The sequence below is a fragment of the Collinsella aerofaciens genome, assembly GCF_039752955.1.
Classification (GTDB): Bacteria; Actinomycetota; Coriobacteriia; order Coriobacteriales; family Coriobacteriaceae; genus Collinsella; species Collinsella aerofaciens_BI.
This window is the reverse complement of record NZ_JBDMHB010000003.1, coordinates 51757-71383: the sequence shown is the minus strand read 5'-3', so window position 1 is coordinate 71383 and position 19627 is coordinate 51757. Positions and strand designations below refer to the sequence as shown.

The following is a 19627-nucleotide window of genomic DNA, read 5'->3' as shown; positions in this document are numbered from 1 at the left end:
ATCCGGCTACCGTGCCGGCACACAGCACATCGTAGGAAGGATTAAACTTGAATTCATTAGCTGAGAGCTAAGGCTGCGGTAAACGGCCAATGCAGTTATCCAAACGTTGGGCAAACGCACTTTGCGCAACCGTCTGCTGGCAGCGCATCAACCCACCGTGACGGATTCCCCGGTAAAGGCACTGACCATCAACAGGACAAAGAACACCAGGTAGCTGACACTCAGCGGGTACGCAATGACCAGGAATACAACCCAGCCGACATTGGTTTTACCGTCGGCACGACGTTGCTCGCGGCAACGATAGAGCCAAATCGTCACGCCAATGGCCACAATCAGCAACACGAGTGCCGCTGCTGCCAACCCGGCAAGCGCAAACATCACGCCAATGCTCACAGCAATAACCGGAAGCAGCAGCAGGCCGCACCCGCATCCACCCGGACTATATACGGCAGACTGTCGGCGTCGCTTCATCGCCGCGCCACCCCCATCATCTCTGAGCACTACAGTGCGATGGCCTGCTGGACAGGAACGATCTTATCCAGTTCCGGTTCGATGCGCCTCTTCTCCGCCTCGAGATCAAACGCTATCTGGGCGCGCAGCCAATAACCATCCGTCAGGCCAAAGTAGCGGCAAAGGCGAAGGTCGGTGTCGGCCGTCACGCGACGTTTTCCCAAGACAATCTGCCCGATACGCTGAGCCGGAATCCCAGTCTCTTTCGCAAGGCGATATTGAGAAATGCCCATGGGAACAAGAAACTCCTCTTTGAGAAGCTCACCAGGAGTCACCGGCGACAGCAAATCGGCCGAAGTCTCATCACTTGTGATAATCGACGATTTCGACATTCCAAGCCATCTCCTGTCTCCACTCAAAACAGACCCGATAGCGCTCATTACGATGCAATCATAGTATCGCCTTACGTTAGTAACGTCAAACGTTTCTATAGACTTACATCTCTATTATATCGTACGTTTGTTCGTGTTTTCTAGAACAAATAGTCCTTCACACCTTAGTCAAGCAAAAGCAATCGTTTGTAGACATCGAGGCCCTTGAGTAGAATTTCCTCGTCAAAGAGCATGCTATCGGTATGCAGAGCGCTTGTGGCATAGGCGGGGCAGCCATCCGAATCACTCGGGTTGTCTTGGTCCTCTGGCATACCCGTGCCCAGCAGGAAAAACACGCCCGGCAGATGGCGCTGATAGAACGCGAAATCCTCGGCGATTAGCAGCGGCTCGTCCACGAGCTGCAATTCGGGCAGAGCGGGCGCGATTCGGGCAAACAACTCAGGGTCGTTATCGACCGGTGGATAGCCCTCGGCAAAGTCAAGATCATACGTGCAGCCCGTTGCGGTGCACGCCTCGTCGAGCGCACGGCGTACGCCCTCGCGCGCACGGTCGAACATGGCGTCCGTAAACACACGCAAGCTACCGGCAACATGGGCCTCCCCCGCCACCGCATTGCAGACGGTGCCTGCCTGCAGCAGGCCGAACTTGCCAATGCAGGGCTCATCGGCACCCAACTCGTCCATGAGCTCGCGCTCGGAAACTAAGAACTTGGCCGCTGCCAGCGCGGCATCGTGCGATTCCTCGACTGGAACGCCGTAGGTCTTGGCGATATGGATACTCGTTCCATGGATATGAATGTGTGTCTCACTCGAACGCGCCAGCAACGGACCGGAGCAGCTCGCCAACGTGCCGGCGGGCAGATCGGGCCACACATGGAAGCCAAAAATGCGGTCGGCCCCATAGCGCTCGAACACACCGCTCTCGCATACCGTCTTGGCACCACCGGTCGTTTCCTCGGCCGGCTGGAACACAAAGAGAACATTGCGCCTAATGGCGCCCGGATGCTCGCGAATCGTACGGTCGACATACGTCGCGGCGGCAAGCGCCATGGCCATGTGTCCGTCATGTCCGCAAGCGTGCATCTTGCCGGGATGGGTTGAGGCAAAGGCCGCTCCCGTCGCTTCCGCGATGGGCAGCGCATCCATATCGGCGCGAATCGCCGTGGCATGCGCGGCATCAACGCCGGCGTCGAAGAAAGCACAGACGCAGCTGGGGCACGGATGGGTCACTTCGCAGGTGAGCGGTGCCAGCACGCCCTCGATATAGGCAATGGTTTGCGGAAGATCGAAATCGAGCTCCGGAATGCGATGGAGATCGCGGCGATAGCGACGGAGTTCTTGGAGCTCGGTCATAGAGGATCCCTTCGTGAGGCACATCTGTTGCAACTTATTGTGATACAGGATTGTGGCGCACATGTTTCCAGCATATCCCTGCATTTTTTAAACGTTATATACGAATACTCTTGTTTGGTAAAGTGCAACGTGGTAGGGTCGTTACCACTTGATAGAGGCGCGGGCACGAAGAACCGCGGGCGAGCCGGCAGGCTTTGACCCCGTGGGGAGGCGAAACCCGCCGAACTGGGCTTTTCGGGCACGAACAACCTGGTGGGCCTGTGGGAAACACCCACAGGACTGTCTGCAGCAATGCGGGAGCGCTATCCGGACATTGGGTCCACGCTATGCGGATTCGATGCGCAGATGGCGCCGTCTGGATAGCGAGGTTTACGGGACATGGCATTGACCCCCAACGAGGCATATGCGGCCAAGCAGCCGTTTGTGGACAAGGAGACACTCGAGCATATCGTCGAGCAGTTCCCCACGCCGTTTCATCTATACGACGAGGCGGGCATCCGCCGCAACATGCAAGAAGTGCGCGACGCCTTTGCATGGAACCCGGGCTTTAAGGAATACTTTGCCGTCAAGGCCAACCCCAACCCGGCGCTCATCTCCATTCTCAACGAATACGGCTGCGGCTGCGATTGCTCGAGCTATACCGAGCTCATGATCGCCCGCTCACTGGGTATCACGGGACACGACATCATGTTCTCGTCCAACGACACACCGGCTGCCGACTTTGAGCTCGCCGACAAGCTGGGTGCCATCGTCAACTTTGACGACATCAGCCACATCGGGTTCTTTGAGCGCGTTGCGGGGCCCATCCCCAAGACGGTCAGCTGCCGCTTTAATCCAGGCGGCCTGTTCCAGCTCTCCAACGGCATCATGGACAACCCGGGCGACTCCAAATATGGCATGACCACCGAGCAGCTCTTCGAGGCCTTCCGCATGCTCAAGGCCAAGGGCGCCGAGGACTTTGGCATCCACGCATTCCTTGCCAGCAACACTGTCACCAACGACTACTACCCCAAGCTCGCGCGCATCCTCTTTGAGCTTGCCGTACGCCTGGAGCGCGAGACCGGCGCACACGTCGCCTTCATCAATCTGTCCGGCGGCGTCGGCATCCCCTACCTGCCCGAGCAGCAGACCAACGACATTCGCGCCATCGGCGAGGGAGTACACGCGGCATACGACGAGATCCTGGTTCCCGCCGGCATGGGCGATGTGGCGATCTGCACCGAGATGGGCCGCTTTATGATGGGCCCCTACGGCTGCCTGGTCACCAAGGCCATCCACGAGAAGCAGATCTACAAGGACTATATCGGTGTCGATGCAAGCGCCGTCGATTTGATTCGCCCTGCCATGTATGGCGCCTACCACCACATTACGGTAATGGGTCAGCCGGGCGGCGCCGACAAGGCCACAGCGTCCGTCACGAACACCTATGACATCACGGGCAACCTATGCGAGAACAACGACAAGTTCGCTATCGATCGCGAGCTGCCGCATATCGACATGGGTGACCTGCTTGTAATCCACGATACCGGTGCGCATGGCTACTCCATGGGCTACAACTACAACGGACGGCTGCGCTCGGCCGAGGTCCTGCTGCGCCCCGATGGCGCGGCCGACCTCATCCGCCGCGCCGAGCGCCCGGGCGATTACTTTGCCACGCTCGACGTGCTGCCGTGCGGCCGAGAGCTGCTGGCCAAGTCGCGCGCCGAAAGTGCACGCCGTCGCGCCAAAGACGAGCGCTTGGCAGTCGCAGCTCAATGGAACAAACGCATCCAGATCGCAGAGGCGAAGGGGAAGAACATGGACATCCGCAATCTCGAGGGCTCAACCGTCGCCCTAGTTACGCCGTTTAAAAAGGACGGCAGTGTCGACTTTGACGCGCTTGGGCGCCTTATCGATTTCCACCTGCAAAACGGCACCGACGCCATCCTCACCCTAGGCACCACCGGCGAGAGCGCCACGATGACCGACGACGAGGACAACTCCGTTGTCGCCGCGGTGGTCAAGCAAGTTGCAGGACGCGTCCCCGTCATCGCCGGCTCGGGCTCCAACTCCACGCAGACCATGCTCACCAAGTCGCTTACTTACCAGGGCTTGGGAGCCGACGGCCTGCTGCTCATTACCCCCTACTACAACAAGTCTAACGAAGAGGGTATCTATCAGCACTTTAAGACCGTAGCCGATGCCGTGGACATTCCCTGCATCCTGTACAACATCCCCGGTCGTTGCGGCTGCGGTATCAGCGAGCACAACGTAGAGCGCCTGGCCGCACATCCCAACATCATGGGTATTAAGGAAGCCTCGGGCGACGTCGCCTACGCGGCCAAGATCGCTCACCTGCTGTCAGACGACTTCCACATGTACTCGGGCGAGGACGCGCTTACCGTGCCGCTCATGAGCCTGGGCGCCTCGGGCACCATCAGCGTGTGGGCCGATGTTCAGCCGCAGCTCGTGCACGACATGTGCCACGCCTATTTGGACGGCGACGTGGAGCGCGCCCGCGATATCCAGATTGCCGGTCAGCCGCTCATCAATGCCCTCTTTAGCGAGGTCAACCCCATCCCCGTTAAGGAAGCGCTCGCCCAGATGGGCATGATCGAGGCAAACTACCGTATGCCGCTGTGCCCCATGGCAGACGACACGCGATCCGCACTTACCGATGCTCTGAAGGGAGCTGGTCTGCTTGATTAAGACCGTCATTATGGGAACGGGCCGCATGGGCTCGCTCATCCGCACCACCGCCGAAAGCATTGTCGATGCCGCCGGGCAGCCCGTTTTTGATATCGTGGCCCAGATTGGCTTCGATTTGAGCGAGCTCGAGAACGCACCGGCTGCCGATGTGATTATCGACTTCTCGAACGTCGCGACCTTCGACGCTGTCGTCGCCTATGTCGAGCGCACGGGCGCGGCGTTGGTCTCAGGCACCACAGGCTACACCCCCGAGCAGATGGACCGCCTGCGTGAGCTGGGCCAGAACACCCGCGTTATGCACTCGGGCAATTACTCCATCGGTATCGCAGCCCTGCGCCATCTGGTAGCGCAGGCTACACGCGAGCTGCCCGGCTTTGACTGCGAAATCGTCGAGACGCACCATAACCAAAAGGTCGACGCCCCCAGCGGCACTGCCAAGTTGTTGCTCGACGCCGTCGTCGAAGCCGAGCCCGAGGCAGGCTACCACCCCGTCTATGGCCGCGAGGGCATGTGCGGAGCACGCGATCCCAAGGAGATCGGCATGCACTCGCTGCGCGGTGGCACTGTCGCCGGCGTCCACGAAGTGAGTTTCTTTGGCCAGGACGAGGAGGTCACGCTCACCCACCGCGCCACGAGCCGTCAGATCTTTGTCAACGGCGCCCTGGCAGCCGCGCAGAAGCTCGTCGCCCGCGAACCCGGCTTCTATACGTTCGACCAGGTCATGTTTGCCTAACCAGGTATCAACCGAATCCACCCAAAGGAGAGATAGCGAATGAGCAACGCAGCCGAGATGGATGCCCAGGAGATTATCAATTACATCGCCACCGCGCCTAAAAAGACGCCTGTCAAGCTGTATGTGCGCGAGAAACCCGGCATGAAGGTTGCCTGGGGCGACGCACATGTCTACGGCGGCCGTCGCGGCAAGACCGTCTTTGGCGACTGGGACGAGCTCAAAGCCATCCTGGACGCCAACGCCGATTCCATCGATTACTACGACGTCGAGAATGACTGCCGCAACTCCGCCGTCCCCATGCTCGACCTTAAGGGCATCAACGCCCGCATCGAGCCGGGCGCGATCATCCGCGACCGCGTCGAGATTGGCGACCGTGCCGTCATCATGATGGGCGCCATCATCAACATCGGCTCCGTTATCGGCGAGGGTTCCATGATCGATATGGGCGCCGTGCTGGGCGGTCGCGCCACCGTGGGCAAGAACTGCCACATCGGCGCCGGCACCGTGCTGGCAGGCGTTGTGGAGCCCGCCAGCGCCACGCCCGTCATCATCGAGGACGATGTCATGATCGGCGCAAACGCCGTGGTCCTGGAAGGCGTGCACGTGGGCAAGGGTGCTGTAGTTGCCGCCGGCGCCGTGTGCGTCGAGGACGTCCCCGCCGGCGCCGTCGTGGCCGGTGTCCCCGCCCGCGCCATCAAGATGCGCGACGAGAAGACCGACAGCAAGACCGGCCTGGAAGAGGGCCTGCGCCAGCTTTAATAGTTACGGCGTTTTACCAAACGCCGTAACGGCCCGACGCTGCAAACGCCCCTAAGCGGCAATCTGACGTTCAATCGTCGGTCGCGTACCGAAGTACGCTTCCCTCCTCTTTCACGTCACCTTGCTCGCTTAGGGGCGTTTTCGCTGACGTATGCTCGACCTGCAACGTAATTCAGCCCCAAGTAAAAAGGCCGAAGCCCTCATCCGGGGCTTCGGCCTTTATTTTTGCAGCGTCCAAGCGCAGTTTATCGATTCTCAATTGACCCGATATTCTTGAGCTCGATGGAGATGAGGCCGTTGGGCTCGTTGACAAACTCGATGTACTCAGAGTTCGAACCCATCTCGGCCGGGAAGCTGATCTCGATGCCCGTGTCGGTACGGATCTTGTGGTTGCGCACCGCCGCGCGTTCGACCTGCTTGCGCTCCACGGGCACACGCTCAGGCACCTTCTCCTCAGTCAGTGCCGCGCGCACGCTCTCCTTGATAACCGGCTCGTCCTCAAAGACCTCATCGACGATATCCCAAGGGGGCAGTTCCTCGTCATCCTCAACTTTCTCGGCAACAGCAGCCTTAACCTTGGCGAGTGCTACAGCCGTGTTGGCACCGTGCTCCTCGGCGACTTCCTCGACCACACGCGTCACGGTGTCGATGACCTCCTTGCCCGATACCCCCGTGTCGCACTGCAGCAGGCCATCGGGAATGAGCATGCGATCCTCGCCGGCAATCTTGCGCTTCTTATCCACATAGCCGATCTCCATGGTGCTTGCACGCACGATTGCATAGCTCGGCACCTTTTGCGAGGGATTCGGCAGAATGGCGTAGTGGCGCGCAATGTCGTTGCGCACCTCGCCCTCTTCGCGACCCACCTCGTGCATAAAAGCCTGCTTGGAGCCCAGCAGCATCACGGCAAACCAGCGGGCATCCTCATCGTCATCAAAGTCCGCCACAAGCACGTCAGTGGACTCGGCTTTCTCGGCCTTGGTAAGTTCAGAAGAGATGAACTCCGCAATCTGCTGAGACAGATCCACGAACTCACGCTCACCAAAGAAATAGCCCTTGAGCTCGCCGCCGAATGCGGAGTTCTCGGCAAACGTGGCACGCTTGTTATCAGCCGAGGTACGAGCGCGCCGCAGGTGCGTGGTTACGAAATTACGCACGGTGCGGCTCTCGATATCGAGCTCGCGCTGGCTCATAACGTTGACGGCAGAGTCAAAGTCCAGGATATGCAGAATCGCGTGATTGATTTTCATATACGGCATTCCGTTCTAGATCGATTTCGGCACGAACCAGTATAGCGGTCGATCCCGCCCCAGGCGCATCGAAGATTGGTGCATCGGGGACAGGTTGCTTTGCACCAATGGTTAGCGCAGGAGCTCGGACTGCCAAGCCTCGAGCTGTTCTGCCAAGCTCTTGCCGGCAGCGGGCATGTCGATCTGGGGACGTTTGGGCAGAAGCGCACACTTAAGAATCGCAACGATAGTCTGCGAGACAAAGCGTCGCGTATCCTTGTCAAAGCCTTGCGCAGCCTGGAGCATCACGGGCAGGCTCTCGCGCAGATTCCCAGCGATATCCGCAAACCGCTCAGCACCCGTAGCCTCAAGCACGGAGAACAACGCATCTACAAAACGCTCGCGCTCGTTAGGCGACACCGCAAGCAGCATCTCGCGAATGGAGCCATCAACGTATCGAGCACCGGCGGACAGGCGCTCACAGTACACGAAGTCGCGACCATCAACCACCCAGCTAAAGGGATTATGCTGAAGCAGGCTGAACTCGGTGCTCTCAACGATGGCATAGTCCTCCTGTGTCTCGAACATCATGCCAAAGATCGACGACCGAGGTAGCGTCTTGTCGATTCGACCGGATAGATCGGCGAAGGCGTTGCCGCTCAGAAACTCCTCGACGAAGCCCGGACCATCATGGGAATACGCCCGTTCGATTCGCTCACGGGCGACATCGGGGCACATCGCCGCACCGTACACCGCAAGGTTTCCACCCTTGGAATGACCTCCGCACAAAAGCGGCCCGTCAATCGCATCCGCCGCCTCGTCTACATAACGCGCCGCGGATTCCTGGGCCGGCACAGGACACCGGAACGCCATGTTAAAGTCCTCTTTCCAGCCCACAATCGTGCTGTCGGTCCCCCGGAAGGCAAGATAGCTAAACCCCGCCGGAAATCGGAACGTCATGGCCGCAAACTGCTCCGTTGTCTCGGCATCACTCACGCTACGATAGCCGCAAACACGAACGCCACGGTAGCGAGGGCTTGCTGCCACAGCCTCCAACAGGGCACGACTCCCCTCCGGATCCCACAGGTCGCCAATCATGTCTTGGTAGCACTCGGCGCGCAGCAGCTCGCGTACGTCTAGGCCCTGCCAGTTCGTCAGCTCCGCCATATCACCCGGCAAACGCAAATAGGACAACCACGCAAAGACCAGGCTATCCACCGCGCAGAACGGCCGTTCCTCAAACGGATCAAACGCCGTCTGGGCATAGGTCAAAAAATTAGGCGAATCCGACATGGCCCTCCCATCAACTATGGTGCATTGGGGTGGTGCAAAGTAACCTGACCCCCCCTCGCACTAAAAAGGCGCCCGGACCGTGTGGCCCGGACGCCTTTCATTGTAGCCTGTTGCCCAAACGAGCCGAATTTAGCAGGAGAAGTCGACGCTGTCGATGATGTCCTTGAGGGCCTTGGCGGAGGCGGTGAGCTCATGCTGCTCGTCATCGTTCAGCGGCACGGGGACGCGGCAGACGACGCCGTCGCGGCCAACGACCGTCGGCATGGAGATGGCCAGATCGGACAGGCCATACTCGCCCACCATGAGCGAGGAAACGGGCAGAACGGTCTGCTCATCACGCATAACAGCGGTGCAGATGCGCTTAACGGCCATGGCGACGCCGTAGTAGGTGGCGTGCTTCTTCTCGATGATGGTGTAGGCGGAGTTCTTAACGTCCTCGGCGATGCGCTTCTCGGCAGCCTCATGCTCCAGGTGGCCGTGAAGCTCGCAGAAGGTGTTCAGCGGCACGCCGGCAACCTGGGCGCTGGACCAAGCGACAAACTCGGAGTCGCCGTGCTCACCCATGACATAGGCCTGAACGTCGCGCGGGTCAACCTCGACGTGGGCACCAAGCATCTGCTGCAGACGGCCAGTGTCGAGCACGGTGCCGGAGCCGATGACATGGCCCTCGGGCAGGCCGGACATCTTGATGGCAGCATAGGTCAGAACATCAACCGGGTTGGAGACGATTAGCAGAATGCCGTCGAAGCCGGACTTCTTAATCTCGGGGATAATGGACTTAAAGATGTTGACGTTCTTGTTGACCAGGTCCAGGCGGGTCTCACCGGGCTTCTGGGCAGCGCCAGCGGTGACGACGATCATGGCGGCGTCGGCGACATCGGAATAATCGCCGGCGTAGATCTTCATCGGCTCGGCAAACGTCATGCCGTGCGCGATATCCAGAGCCTCACCCTCGGCGCGGTTCTTGTCCACGTCGATGAGGACCATCTCGGAGAACAGACCGCTCTGCATCAGAGCGAACGCCGAAGACGAACCGACGAAACCGCAACCGACAATAGCGACCTTCTTCTCGTTAACCATTAGAAACTCCCATCTCTCTCAACAAACAAGCCGCCCGGGAACGACCCGAGCGGCTTGCCGTAATCCCAATACATCCAATCGGGACTTTGATTATGCTCCTATTCGCAGCCAAAAATCGACCGTTTACCGAAATTGTTTGCAGAATTCGTAAAATAACTGCACGAAATCGGTTTCGAGCTATTGACGAGTCGAAATAGGTTTCTAATACAGGCCCGCCTCGCGAATGGCCTCGACAGCCAAAGCGATCTGATCGGGCGGCAGGACCAGCGCCATGCGCACGTGCCCCTCGCCCGAAGGACCAAAGCTCGCGCCCGGCGTCACCACAACGCCGGCCTTCTCCATGAGCTCCTCGCAAAACGCCATGGAATCGGTGCGACCACCGGGAAGCTTGGCCCACACAAACATAGAACCATGCGCGTTGGGACGCTCCCAGCCCAGGCCCTCAAGACCGTCGCACAGGGCATCGCGGCGTTCCTGATACTTCAGACGCTGCGCCTCAACCTCATCGCGCGGACCGTTCAGGCAGGCGATAGCAGCCTTCTGGATCGGGAAGAACATACCGAAATCGATCTGACCACGCAGCTTGGCAAAGGCCGAGACAACATCCTCGCGACCGACCAAAAAGCCGATGCGGGCACCGGTGACGTTAAACGACTTGGAAAGCGAGAAGAACTCCACGCCCACCTCAAGCGCACCGGGATACTGCAAGAAGCTGCCGCCGGGCTCGCCGTCAAACACGATGTCGGAGTACGCGTTGTCGTGAACGATGAGCAGATCATGCTCGCGGGCGAAAGCGATAATCTCCTCGTAGACCTCGGGTGTGCCCACCGAGCCCACCGGGTTCGCAGGCAGCGACACGATCATATACTTGGCACGATCGGCCACCTCGGGATCGATGCCCGCCACATAGGGCAGGTAATTATGCTCGGCAACCAGCGGATAGTATTCGAGCTTGGCATCGGCGATCTTGGCACCCGCCTCAAAGACCGGGTAGCACGGATCGGGAACCAGAATGGTGTCACCCGGATCGAGCAGGGCCAGGCCCAAATGGCCCACGCCCTCCTGCGTGCCGTTGCACGACTGCACCATAGACGGCGTAATGCCCGAAACGCCAAAGCGGCGCTCATAGTAATCGCACACGGCTTGCTTGAGTTCGGGCAGGTCGCGCAGGGCATACTTCCACATCTCGGGATCTTGGGCTGCCTGCGTGAGCGCCTCGACCACATGGTCGTACGGCTTAAAGTCGGGCGTGCCCACGCTCATGTTGTAAATGGTCTTGCCCTGAGCCTTCAGCGCGAGAAGCTTGTTGTTGAGCGAGGCGAAGACCTCCGCGCCAAAGCGGTCGAGACGCTGCGATGCCTGCATGGTGCCACCTTTCGATATAAAAAACGCGGCGCTCCGACAAGAGCGCCGCGCGATACGGGCCATCAGATTGCAAAAGTGTAACGCTTGCAACCCCCGTATTGGTTCAATTTAGCCAACCTTAGTCAACTGGATTGAGCGCGTCGATCTGCGCAAGCCACAGACGCGAGCTAGCGTCACTCGGCATACGCCAATCGCCGCGCGGGCTGAGCGTCACCGAACCCACCTTGGGACCATCGGGCAGGCAGCTGCGCTTAAACTGCTGGGCAAAGAAGCGACGGTAGAACGTACGTAGCCACGTGTGGACGGTCTTGGCGTCGTAGACGCCCTCGAAGCTCTTGAGCGCCATGCGGTAGATCTTGCCCGGCTCAAAGCCAAAACGCAGCAGGTAGTAGAGGAAGTAGTCGTGAAGCTCATACGGGCCCACCAAATCCTCGGTCTTCTGCGCAATCTCGCCGTCGCCCGTGGGCGGCAGAAGCTCGGGGGACACCGGCGTATCGAGGATGTCGAGCAGCGTCTCGGCAATACGCCCGCCAAACACATCGGCCGCATAGCGCACCAGATGGCGCACAAGCGTCTTAGGCACGCTCGCGTTGACGGCGTACATGCTCATGTGGTCGCCGTTATAGGTAGCCCAGCCGAGCGCCAGCTCCGACAGGTCGCCCGTGCCGATGACAAAACCGCCAGCCTGGTTGGCCAGATCCATCAGAATCTGCGTACGCTCGCGCGCCTGGCTGTTCTCGTAGGTCACGTCCTGCACGGCCGGATCATGCTCGATATCCTTAAAGTGCTGTTCCACGGCAGCATGGATTGAGACCTCGCGGAAGCTCACACCCAAGTCACGAGCGAGCGACTCGGCATTGGACTTGGTGCGGTGCGTCGTGCCAAAGCCGGGCATGGACACGGCCGTGATACCGGTGCGCGGCAGGCCCAAGGCGTCGAACGCACGCACGGTCACGAGGAGCGCCAGCGTGGAATCGAGGCCGCCCGAAAGGCCGATGACGGCCGCCTTGGTGCCCGTGTGGGCAAGGCGGGTCTTGAGGCCCGCAGTCTGCAGGTCGAGGATAGTCTCGCAACGCTCAGCCAGATCACCGTGGTCGGCCGGCACAAAGGGAGCGCGGGGGAAGACTCGGTCGATGTCGAGCGCATCGCGCAGGACAGGTTCTTCGGCCAGTACGCCCTCAAACGAAAACTCAACGGTCGCGGATTCCGGCGCATCGTCGGTGCGCGTCCACGTCGTCGAGCGACGGCGCTCGGCAACCAAGCGGTCAAGGTCAACGTCGGCGATGGCCATATCGCAGGTAAGCAGTTTGGTGGCGGCGAGCTTGGAGCCATTTTCGTAGATAAGGTTCTCGCCCGCAAAGACCATGTCGGTCGTGGACTCGCCCTCGCTCGCGTCCGCGTAGGCATAGGCGCAGTACAGGCGTGCGCTCTGGTTAGAGATGAGGCTGCGGCGATAGTCTGCCTTACCGATGATTTCGTCCGAAGCCGACGGGTTGAGAATCACCGTCGCACCGGCAAGCGCCATCTCGGTCGAAGGCGGCGCCGGCACCCACAGGTCCTCACAGACCTCAACGCCCAGCACCATATCCTCGGCACCCTCATCACAACAACGGTAGATAAGCCCCGAGCCCAGCGGAACCGGACCCTGACCGGCAAATTCAACCCACACGGGATCCGCAGGCGCCGGAGCAAACCAGCGACGCTCATAGAACTCGCCATAGTTGGGCAGATACTTCTTGGCCGTGAGGCCCAAAAGCTCGCCCGCGCAGCACACGGCGGCGCAGTTGTAGATATTCTCGGCAACTGCAACGGGAAGACCAATGGTAAAGACAATCGGCAACTCACGAGTCTCGTCGAGGATATGCACCAGAGCAGCCTCGCAGGCATGCAGCAGCGTGCGGTTATGGAACAGGTCGGCCGCGGTATAGCCGGTCAGGTTAAGCTCGGGCAGCACCAGCGCGCGAACGCCGCGCTCGGTAGCCTCGCGAACAGCCGCCAGCGCAACCTCGGCATTGCCCTCGACATCGGCCACGCGAATCCGCGGCGAGGCCGCCGCCACACGCAAAAAGCCATCAGACTGAGAAAGGTGAAGATTCATAAGAATGCTCCCGTGCGTAAACGCTATTCAACACAATTAGCAAGCCCTATTGTAGTTCAACCGCCGGGTGGAACCGCATCCCACCAACTTGGTGAGCAATTGATGAGTTGATGGTATCTGTTAAATGTCACGTACGATTCACATCTGGTGGGTACCCTGATGGCTACACGAAACGAAGCAGATTTACACCGGGAGGACCCCGTATGACAACCAAGTACACCGACGCGCCGCGCACGCGCGTCATGACGCCGGCATCGCTCAACAACGGCGTGCACGAGAACCATTCCATCGGACAGACCATGGCCATCGCACCCAAAAAGGGCCTGTTCGACGACATTTCCATTCCCCAGATCATCGCCGGCGCCGCGGCTGCCGCCACGAGCGTCGCGCTTGCTTCCAAGATTGGCATCGCTGGTTCAGTAATTGGTGCCGCCGTGAGCTCGGTCATCACCGTTGTGTCATCGCAGGTCTACCGCCACTTTATCTCCGCCAGCGCCGAAGCAATCAAGGGCACGCATGCCGCTGTCGACTACCCTGCCGGCGCCTATGAGCCCGTTGAGCCCGATGTCAAGGAGCACCTAGGTGGCGCCGCGACCACGCAGGAGATGCGCCAAGTTGCGGGGCGCGCGACCACGGCGCGCGTCGCTCCCGACAGCCTGCGCGCCAAGGCGGCGGCAGAGCGCAGCCAGACGCAAAAGAAGGTCATCGTCTTCTCGATCGCCATCGCCATCGTCGCGGTCATCGCCTGCGCCGGCGCCATCCTTATCACCACCGCCGGTGAGGGTCTGGGCGAGCGCCCCGAGCCAATCCTTTCGTCGCGCACGACCGAGAGCGATGCAAATGACAACACCCAGTCTCAAGATCAGCAGACGCAAACGGACGACACGCAAGACAGTTCCACCTCTGCCAATTCGTCCTCGAACACCCAAGACCAATCGCAGGGCACCGATTCCTCTACGGCCAACAGTGGCACGCCATCCGGCACGACCGACTCAAGCCAAACGACTGACGGTTCGCAGCCAAGCACGGGCGGCCAGACGAGCGACACCGCTTCGGGAACGGGCACAGCAGACAGCAGCAACGTCAACAGCTCGAACAGCTCGAGCGGAACCGCGTCCGGCACGGCATCTGACAACTCGAGCCAAGGCACGGCATCGGGCAACTAAGCACATTTGTCTCTCATAGATAACCGACCTGTACAACGGGCGCGAATCGACAACGGTTCGCGCCCGTTTGCCTTGGGCGCCGCCATGGCGAACGCTATGCGATGGTAAGATGCTTTACATGTGTAAAGAGGAGATTTGCCATGAGCAAGACAATAGTTAGGCCCACGCTTTCGCTGGGCAACCACATCTATCTGTATCGCCTGCTGCGCGATGCGATTGGATGCGGCAAGCAAACGTTTATGACGCAGGTCGAGGAGGCGCTCGCCGCCGGCGACATGACCGCTTATGACCTGGGCTTCGAGTCCACGCGCGAGCTGCTCGAGGAGCTCGATGACTGCATTAAGCTGACCGTCTTTAAGGGCGGTCGCCTGTATGCCACCGTCATCGCCAACGAGGCATGGGATGCCGCCCTTGCCAAGGGCGAGGACAAGCCCAAGGCCACCAAGGGCGCCAAGCAGTCCTACAAAAAGAAGAAGCGCGGCGAGAAGGACCTCAAGGCCGTGCGCCCCAAGCACGTTAAGCGTCCCGAGCCCGAGCCCGTGGCTGAAGCTGTGCCGGAGCCCGAGCCCGAGACAGAGATCGAAGTCGCTATTGAGGTAACGGCAGAAGCCGAAACCGAAATCGCCGCCACGACCGATCCCAAAGTCATATCCGAGCAGGAAGCCACTGCGGAGCTCAACGAGACTCCCAAGTCGACAACCGAAGAAGTCGCTAACCAACCTGAGACGCCTGCGTTCCAAAACAGCGATGTCTTTGGCAACGAGGCCGAGGACGATCAGTCCGACGAGCCCGCCGATCAAGGCGCTACCGAGTCGACGCCGGAGCCCGAGACGCCGCAGCCCGCCATCTCGCTCACGGTCGTCTATGACCCCGAGAACGCCAACGCCGGCATCACCACCATGGCATCCACGCCCATCGAGGCAAAGTCGAGCGTCGAGAATGAGAGCGTGACGCAGGTTGAGGTTAAAACTGCAGCCGCAGACGCGCCCGTCACCGTGAAGCCCGCAGCTTCCGCGATCAAGCCGGATTCGACGCCGGAGCCCGCACCCGTCATCGAATCCGTGCCCGCCGCTGCTTGCGACCAAATTCCCGCACCGGCACCGTCTCCGGCTCCCGCTGCAGCACCGGCCCCTGCACCCGCAGCTCCGACCATCCCCGAGGACTTCCCCATCGATTTCGCAACCGAGGTCTTCTGCCCCGGCCCGCTTCTGCACCAGCTGTCGACCTATCTCCCCTACGGCGCCGACACGCTCGGCATCGTCGGCGAGTACTACTGGATTGCCCGCGAGCGCGGTACCATCGAGGCCGCGCGAAACCGCGCAAGCTTCCCCCTGCGCTACACGCAGGCCGGCGAGCGCCACGAAGTCACTGTGCGCATCCGCCACAACACCACCGGTGGCCTCGGTGCCGCCTGGGTCATCGACAAGGTCAACGCCCCGGCCGAGTGACAAAACGGCCCTGGATAGCCATTTGACCATCCAGGGCCGTTTGAAATCAGACCTTTTGGCTGTCATCAGCACATATAGACACCAGAGAAGCAAGCTCCTCCTCAAGTTGCGGAGCAAAATACCTAAAAGAAACTTGTGCTCCAATCGGTATCGACTCAATCATATTCGCAGCATTATCTGAAACACGGTACGATGCAGTTTCACCTGTCTTCAAATCCTCTATTGAGCAGACAGCGTCTTCAGCATCAATCGACCTAAGCACGCCTTTTCCTTGTAACATCACATCGGCATGCCCGCCAGCTATTTCTAATGAACCTGAGTCTGTCGCAGTCACTTCTCCGGAACCTCCGCGCGATATCTCTTCCTTTGTTGAACAGCCCACCAATGAAGCCATCAGCACCAAAGACAGAGCTAGACGAATCGCCCTACTTCGAAAAAGTCGTTCCATAAGTCCACGCATAATAGCTCTGATCATACTTCAGGAAGGATAAAGATGAATTCCAGCCGTCCGCTATGCCAATCATCTGCCTTGTCTCTCCAGTTTTCTTACCAGTAAGTGTGGCGTAAGCCTCCGCTGTTACAGAATGGGCTGATCCGTTGTACAAACTCGCATGTAAAACATTCGGTCTATTAGAGTTAATCTCATTTTGAATGCTCGCGATAGCCGGAGAGGAGACAGTGCGGGCGATAAGAGTACTTCCTCTGCTTGCGCAGTAATTTGTAAACCCCGTTGCACAGGTTGATATCGGCGTTCCACCCAAAACAACGCCGGGAACAGTCTGTTCTTCATCGGAAAGAGCATGGGTATTGGTGTAATTCCATATCTGCATATATTGCGAAGGGTCGCTATATAAATTGGCAATGCCATACAGTTCCGCAACGTTCGAAAAAGCTGTCACCATACAAGCATAGTGGGCGGTAAGCCTCTTAATCTCGCTTTCATCATATGACATAAACTGAGAAATGGAACGAAATCCAGATACTGTGTAATCCTGCATTTGAGTTGCGTAAATTACAACATCGTTCCAGCTTGAAGGTTTATTCGATAAAACGACAGGCCGTCCTTCTATGGAAACAGCCGGGATTGTTCTTCCGCAATTTGTTGTTATTGAACCGTCCAAAGATTGCACGCCGAATTCGAATGGATTGATCATTACGACTGGGTTATTGAAAGAATAAGACTCGACACCAAGATCTCCTCCCCGATCCATAGGGCTGACTAAGCCGTCTCCAAAACGATATCCCGTAAGTATTTCATCATCTGAAGCATCTAAAACCAAATAGCCCGCGGCTCTATTGGATGTCACAACCGGAACAATGTAACCAAGCGGGGACCCATCAACATCTACAAAAGGAATAGGGTCAGAAGGCGTATACGAATAGCCGAGGAGTCCCTTTATATATTTATCGGCAAGCTCTTGCGCAATTTCAGAAGTAAATTGTATCTGCTCACCATCAATATTGCCCGTCGAAGCAAAAACCTCTTTCGGACGTGCGGCTAAGGCGACAATTGAAGACGCGACAAGTTGCAGAAAACGACGACGCGAAAGCATATGTTCTTCTTTCTAGAGAAGCGACTTATAAGGTACTCCTATTCTATAATCTTTTTTGTAACGTTACAGCACTGGTTATATTTCAATTCGATTTGCTTATGTCCTTGCAACCCAATGCGTCTTTACGTTTTAAACGGAATTAGAAAATCACTCATAGCAAAAACGGGCTTTAATCCCAAAGAGATGACTTTGATTATGAATCAAACCAGCAGCCAGGGCATAGCTGCAGTGCAATTGCTACAAGAAAGGCCGCCCTTGGTGGCGGCCTTTCTACTTGCTACTAGTCGCGCGTCAGCTTGCGGTGAATACGATGCGGCTGGGCTGCGTCCTCGCCCAGGCGCTCGATGCGGTTGGCCTGATAGGCCTCGAAGTTGCCCTCGAACCAATACCAGTTGCCCGGATTCTCGTCGGTGCCCTCCCACGCCAGAATGTGCGTGGCGACGCGGTCCAGGAACATGCGGTCGTGGCTAATGACCACCGAGCAGCCCGGGAACTCGAGCAGCGCCGCTTCGAGCGAGGACAGCGTCTCGACGTCGAGATCGTTCGTGGGCTCGTCGAGGAGCAGCAGGTTGCCGCCCTGCTTGAGCGTGAGCGCCAGGTTCAGACGGTTGCGCTCGCCACCGGAGAGTACGCCAGCGCGCTTCTGCTGGTCCTGGCCCTTAAAGCCAAAGCTCGCCACATAAGCGCGGCTCGGAACCTCGGTCTCGCCGACCATCATGTGGTCCAGGCCATCCGAGACGACCTCCCACAGGTTCTTATCGGGGTCGATGCCAGAACGGTTCTGGTCGACATAGGAGATCTTGACGGTCTCGCCCACCTCGAGCTCGCCCGAAGTCAGCGGTTCCAGACCCACGATGGTCTTGAAGAGTGTGGTCTTGCCCACACCGTTGGGGCCGATGACGCCCACAATGCCGTTGCGCGGCAGGGTGAACGATAGGTCGTCGATGAGCACGCGACCGTCGAATTCCTTGTGCAGGTGATGGGCCTCGAGCACCTTGTTACCCAGACGCGGTCCAACGGGAATGCGGATGTCGGTCCAGTCGAGCTTCTGGCTTGCGCGGGCCTCGGCCTCCATCTCCTCGTAGCGAGCCAGACGGGCCTTGTTCTTGGCCTGACGGGCCTTAGGGCTGGAGCGTACCCACTCGAGCTCGGCCTCCATGCGCTTGGCGAGCTTGGCGTCGCGGTTACCCTGCGCCTCGATACGCGCGGCCTTGGTCTCCAGATACGTGGAGTAGTTGCCCTTGTAGGGATAGAGGTGACCGCGGTCGACCTCGCAGATCCACTCGGCAACGTTATCCAGGAAGTAGCGATCGTGTGTGACGGCAAGCACCGCGCCCTGGTAGTTGTGCAGGAAGTGCTCGAGCCACAGGATCGACTCGGCGTCCAGGTGGTTCGTGGGCTCGTCGAGCAACAGCAGGTCGGGAGCCTCGAGCAGCAGCTTGCACAGGGCCACGCGACGGCGCTCGCCGCCGGAAAGTACGTTGACCGGCATGTCGGAATCGGGCAGCTGCAGGGCGTCCATGGCCTGACCGAGCTTGGAATCGATATCCCAGCCGTCGGCGGCGTCGATCTCGTCCTGGAGCTTGCCCATCTCGGCCATGAGGGCATCCATGTCGCAGTCCGGGTCGCACATCTCCTCGCCGATTTTGTTGAAGCGATCGACCTTGGCGATCATATCGCCAAACGCCATGCGCACGTTCTCGATAACGGTCTTGTCGTCGTCGAGCGGCGGCTCCTGCTGCAGGATGCCCACGGTGTAGCCGGGGGTGAGCCTGGCATCGCCGTTGGAGACCTCCTCGATGCCGGCCATGATCTTGAGCAGGGTCGACTTGCCCATGCCGTTGGGACCCACGACGCCGATCTTGGCACCGGGGTAGAAGCTCAGGGTCACGTCGTCAAGGATTACCTTGTCGCCATGGGCCTTGCGAGCCTGATACATCTGATAAATGAACTCCGCCACAGTCATTTCTCCTTATCTAGCTGCGGAAATCTTCTCCCCCTCTCCGTTTTGGAAAAAGCGG

The 19627-nt window shown here is 59.1% G+C and carries 16 protein-coding genes and 1 riboswitch; of the genes, 5 read left to right on the top strand and 11 right to left on the bottom strand.

The window, feature by feature from the left end:
- Positions 1-147: 147 nt before the first annotated feature.
- The 3 genes from ABHR75_RS01590 to ABHR75_RS01580 all read right to left on the bottom strand — a co-directional run bounded on the left by ABHR75_RS01590 (position 148) and on the right by ABHR75_RS01580 (position 2194).
- Complete coding sequence (locus ABHR75_RS01590; protein ID WP_346963478.1) at positions 148-471, bottom strand: hypothetical protein; 324 nt, start codon at positions 469-471, stop codon at positions 148-150.
- Positions 472-500: 29 nt separating this feature from the next.
- A complete protein-coding gene (locus tag ABHR75_RS01585) occupies positions 501-842 on the bottom strand; it encodes a HigA family addiction module antitoxin (RefSeq protein WP_346963477.1) in 342 nt (113 codons plus the stop codon).
- Between the two features lie 164 nt (positions 843-1006).
- Positions 1007-2194 (bottom strand): N-acetyldiaminopimelate deacetylase, encoded by a 1188-nt coding sequence (locus ABHR75_RS01580; RefSeq protein ID WP_346963476.1) that lies wholly within the window; start codon positions 2192-2194, stop codon positions 1007-1009.
- Positions 2195-2338: 144 nt separating this feature from the next.
- A riboswitch (Lysine riboswitch) is annotated at positions 2339-2507 on the top strand.
- A 65-nt stretch (positions 2508-2572) separates the two neighbouring features.
- Between ABHR75_RS01580 and dapA the strand changes: the two genes are divergently transcribed.
- Genes dapA through dapD form a run of 3 tightly spaced genes read left to right on the top strand, consistent with a single transcriptional unit; the run spans position 2573 to position 6374 of the window.
- The gene (gene dapA, locus ABHR75_RS01575) at positions 2573-4882 is read left to right on the top strand and encodes a 4-hydroxy-tetrahydrodipicolinate synthase (RefSeq protein ID WP_346963475.1); all 2310 of its coding nucleotides are present in this window, start codon (positions 2573-2575) and stop codon (positions 4880-4882) included.
- Complete coding sequence (gene dapB, locus ABHR75_RS01570; RefSeq protein WP_195569093.1) at positions 4875-5615, top strand: 4-hydroxy-tetrahydrodipicolinate reductase; 741 nt, start codon at positions 4875-4877, stop codon at positions 5613-5615. The genes dapA and dapB overlap by 8 nt, the downstream gene beginning before the upstream one ends.
- Positions 5616-5654: 39 nt before the next feature.
- A complete protein-coding gene (dapD, locus tag ABHR75_RS01565; RefSeq protein ID WP_229065262.1) occupies positions 5655-6374 on the top strand; it encodes a 2,3,4,5-tetrahydropyridine-2,6-dicarboxylate N-acetyltransferase in 720 nt (239 codons plus the stop codon).
- 245 nt (positions 6375-6619) lie between these two features.
- On the opposite strand, the gene ABHR75_RS01560 is transcribed toward dapD, so the two are convergent.
- From ABHR75_RS01560 to ABHR75_RS01540, 5 genes are all read right to left on the bottom strand, one after another.
- Entirely contained in the window at positions 6620-7624 is a 1005-nt protein-coding gene (locus ABHR75_RS01560) for a nucleoid-associated protein (protein ID WP_022094136.1), read from the bottom strand.
- 111 nt (positions 7625-7735) lie between these two features.
- Positions 7736-8896, bottom strand: coding sequence for a DUF2974 domain-containing protein (locus tag ABHR75_RS01555; protein ID WP_006234342.1), 1161 nt, complete (start codon positions 8894-8896; stop codon positions 7736-7738).
- 129 nt (positions 8897-9025) lie between these two features.
- Positions 9026-9976: an L-lactate dehydrogenase gene (locus ABHR75_RS01550; RefSeq protein WP_006234343.1), complete on the bottom strand. Its 951-nt coding sequence runs from the start codon at positions 9974-9976 to the stop codon at positions 9026-9028.
- A 201-nt stretch (positions 9977-10177) separates the two neighbouring features.
- Positions 10178-11341, bottom strand: coding sequence for a pyridoxal phosphate-dependent aminotransferase (locus tag ABHR75_RS01545; protein ID WP_006234344.1), 1164 nt, complete (start codon positions 11339-11341; stop codon positions 10178-10180).
- A 118-nt stretch (positions 11342-11459) separates the two neighbouring features.
- Positions 11460-13439, bottom strand: a complete 1980-nt coding sequence (locus ABHR75_RS01540) for an NAD(+) synthase (RefSeq protein WP_346963474.1) — start codon at positions 13437-13439, stop codon at positions 11460-11462.
- A 203-nt stretch (positions 13440-13642) separates the two neighbouring features.
- Here ABHR75_RS01540 and ABHR75_RS01535 point away from each other — a divergent pair, with 203 nt between their 5' ends.
- Together ABHR75_RS01535 and ABHR75_RS01530 are read left to right on the top strand one after the other, a co-directional pair.
- Positions 13643-14605 carry a hypothetical protein gene (locus ABHR75_RS01535; protein WP_346963473.1) on the top strand — a complete coding sequence of 321 codons (963 nt, stop codon included), beginning with the start codon at positions 13643-13645 and terminating at the stop codon, positions 14603-14605.
- 140 nt (positions 14606-14745) lie between these two features.
- Positions 14746-16053 carry a hypothetical protein gene (locus ABHR75_RS01530; RefSeq protein WP_346963472.1) on the top strand — a complete coding sequence of 436 codons (1308 nt, stop codon included), beginning with the start codon at positions 14746-14748 and terminating at the stop codon, positions 16051-16053.
- A 46-nt stretch (positions 16054-16099) separates the two neighbouring features.
- On the opposite strand, the gene ABHR75_RS01525 is transcribed toward ABHR75_RS01530, so the two are convergent.
- The 3 genes from ABHR75_RS01525 to ettA form a co-directional block, all read right to left on the bottom strand.
- Positions 16100-16501, bottom strand: a complete 402-nt coding sequence (locus ABHR75_RS01525; protein ID WP_346963471.1) for a hypothetical protein — start codon at positions 16499-16501, stop codon at positions 16100-16102.
- Positions 16479-17606: a hypothetical protein gene (locus ABHR75_RS01520; RefSeq protein ID WP_148345610.1), complete on the bottom strand. Its 1128-nt coding sequence runs from the start codon at positions 17604-17606 to the stop codon at positions 16479-16481. Before ABHR75_RS01520 ends, ABHR75_RS01525 begins: the two co-directional genes overlap by 23 nt.
- Before the next feature lie 280 nt (positions 17607-17886).
- Positions 17887-19566, bottom strand: a complete 1680-nt coding sequence (ettA, locus tag ABHR75_RS01515; RefSeq protein WP_055251458.1) for an energy-dependent translational throttle protein EttA — start codon at positions 19564-19566, stop codon at positions 17887-17889.
- Between the last annotated feature and the right edge of the window lie 61 nt (positions 19567-19627).

What these genes read in the sequence shown, in the direction of transcription:
- ABHR75_RS01590 (WP_346963478.1), bottom strand. Translation starts at nt 471, where the DNA reads ATGAAGCGACGCCGACAGTCTGCCGTATATAGTCCGGGTGGATGCGGG.
- ABHR75_RS01585 (WP_346963477.1), bottom strand. Translation starts at nt 842, where the DNA reads ATGTCGAAATCGTCGATTATCACAAGTGATGAGACTTCGGCCGATTTG.
- ABHR75_RS01580 (WP_346963476.1), bottom strand. Translation starts at nt 2,194, where the DNA reads ATGACCGAGCTCCAAGAACTCCGTCGCTATCGCCGCGATCTCCATCGC.
- dapA (WP_346963475.1), top strand. Translation starts at nt 2,573, where the DNA reads ATGGCATTGACCCCCAACGAGGCATATGCGGCCAAGCAGCCGTTTGTG.
- dapD (WP_229065262.1), top strand. Translation starts at nt 5,655, where the DNA reads ATGAGCAACGCAGCCGAGATGGATGCCCAGGAGATTATCAATTACATC.
- ABHR75_RS01560 (WP_022094136.1), bottom strand. Translation starts at nt 7,624, where the DNA reads ATGAAAATCAATCACGCGATTCTGCATATCCTGGACTTTGACTCTGCC.
- ABHR75_RS01555 (WP_006234342.1), bottom strand. Translation starts at nt 8,896, where the DNA reads ATGTCGGATTCGCCTAATTTTTTGACCTATGCCCAGACGGCGTTTGAT.
- ABHR75_RS01550 (WP_006234343.1), bottom strand. Translation starts at nt 9,976, where the DNA reads ATGGTTAACGAGAAGAAGGTCGCTATTGTCGGTTGCGGTTTCGTCGGT.
- ABHR75_RS01545 (WP_006234344.1), bottom strand. Translation starts at nt 11,341, where the DNA reads ATGCAGGCATCGCAGCGTCTCGACCGCTTTGGCGCGGAGGTCTTCGCC.
- ABHR75_RS01540 (WP_346963474.1), bottom strand. Translation starts at nt 13,439, where the DNA reads ATGAATCTTCACCTTTCTCAGTCTGATGGCTTTTTGCGTGTGGCGGCG.
- ABHR75_RS01535 (WP_346963473.1), top strand. Translation starts at nt 13,643, where the DNA reads ATGACAACCAAGTACACCGACGCGCCGCGCACGCGCGTCATGACGCCG.
- ABHR75_RS01530 (WP_346963472.1), top strand. Translation starts at nt 14,746, where the DNA reads ATGAGCAAGACAATAGTTAGGCCCACGCTTTCGCTGGGCAACCACATC.
- ABHR75_RS01525 (WP_346963471.1), bottom strand. Translation starts at nt 16,501, where the DNA reads ATGGAACGACTTTTTCGAAGTAGGGCGATTCGTCTAGCTCTGTCTTTG.
- ABHR75_RS01520 (WP_148345610.1), bottom strand. Translation starts at nt 17,606, where the DNA reads ATGCTTTCGCGTCGTCGTTTTCTGCAACTTGTCGCGTCTTCAATTGTC.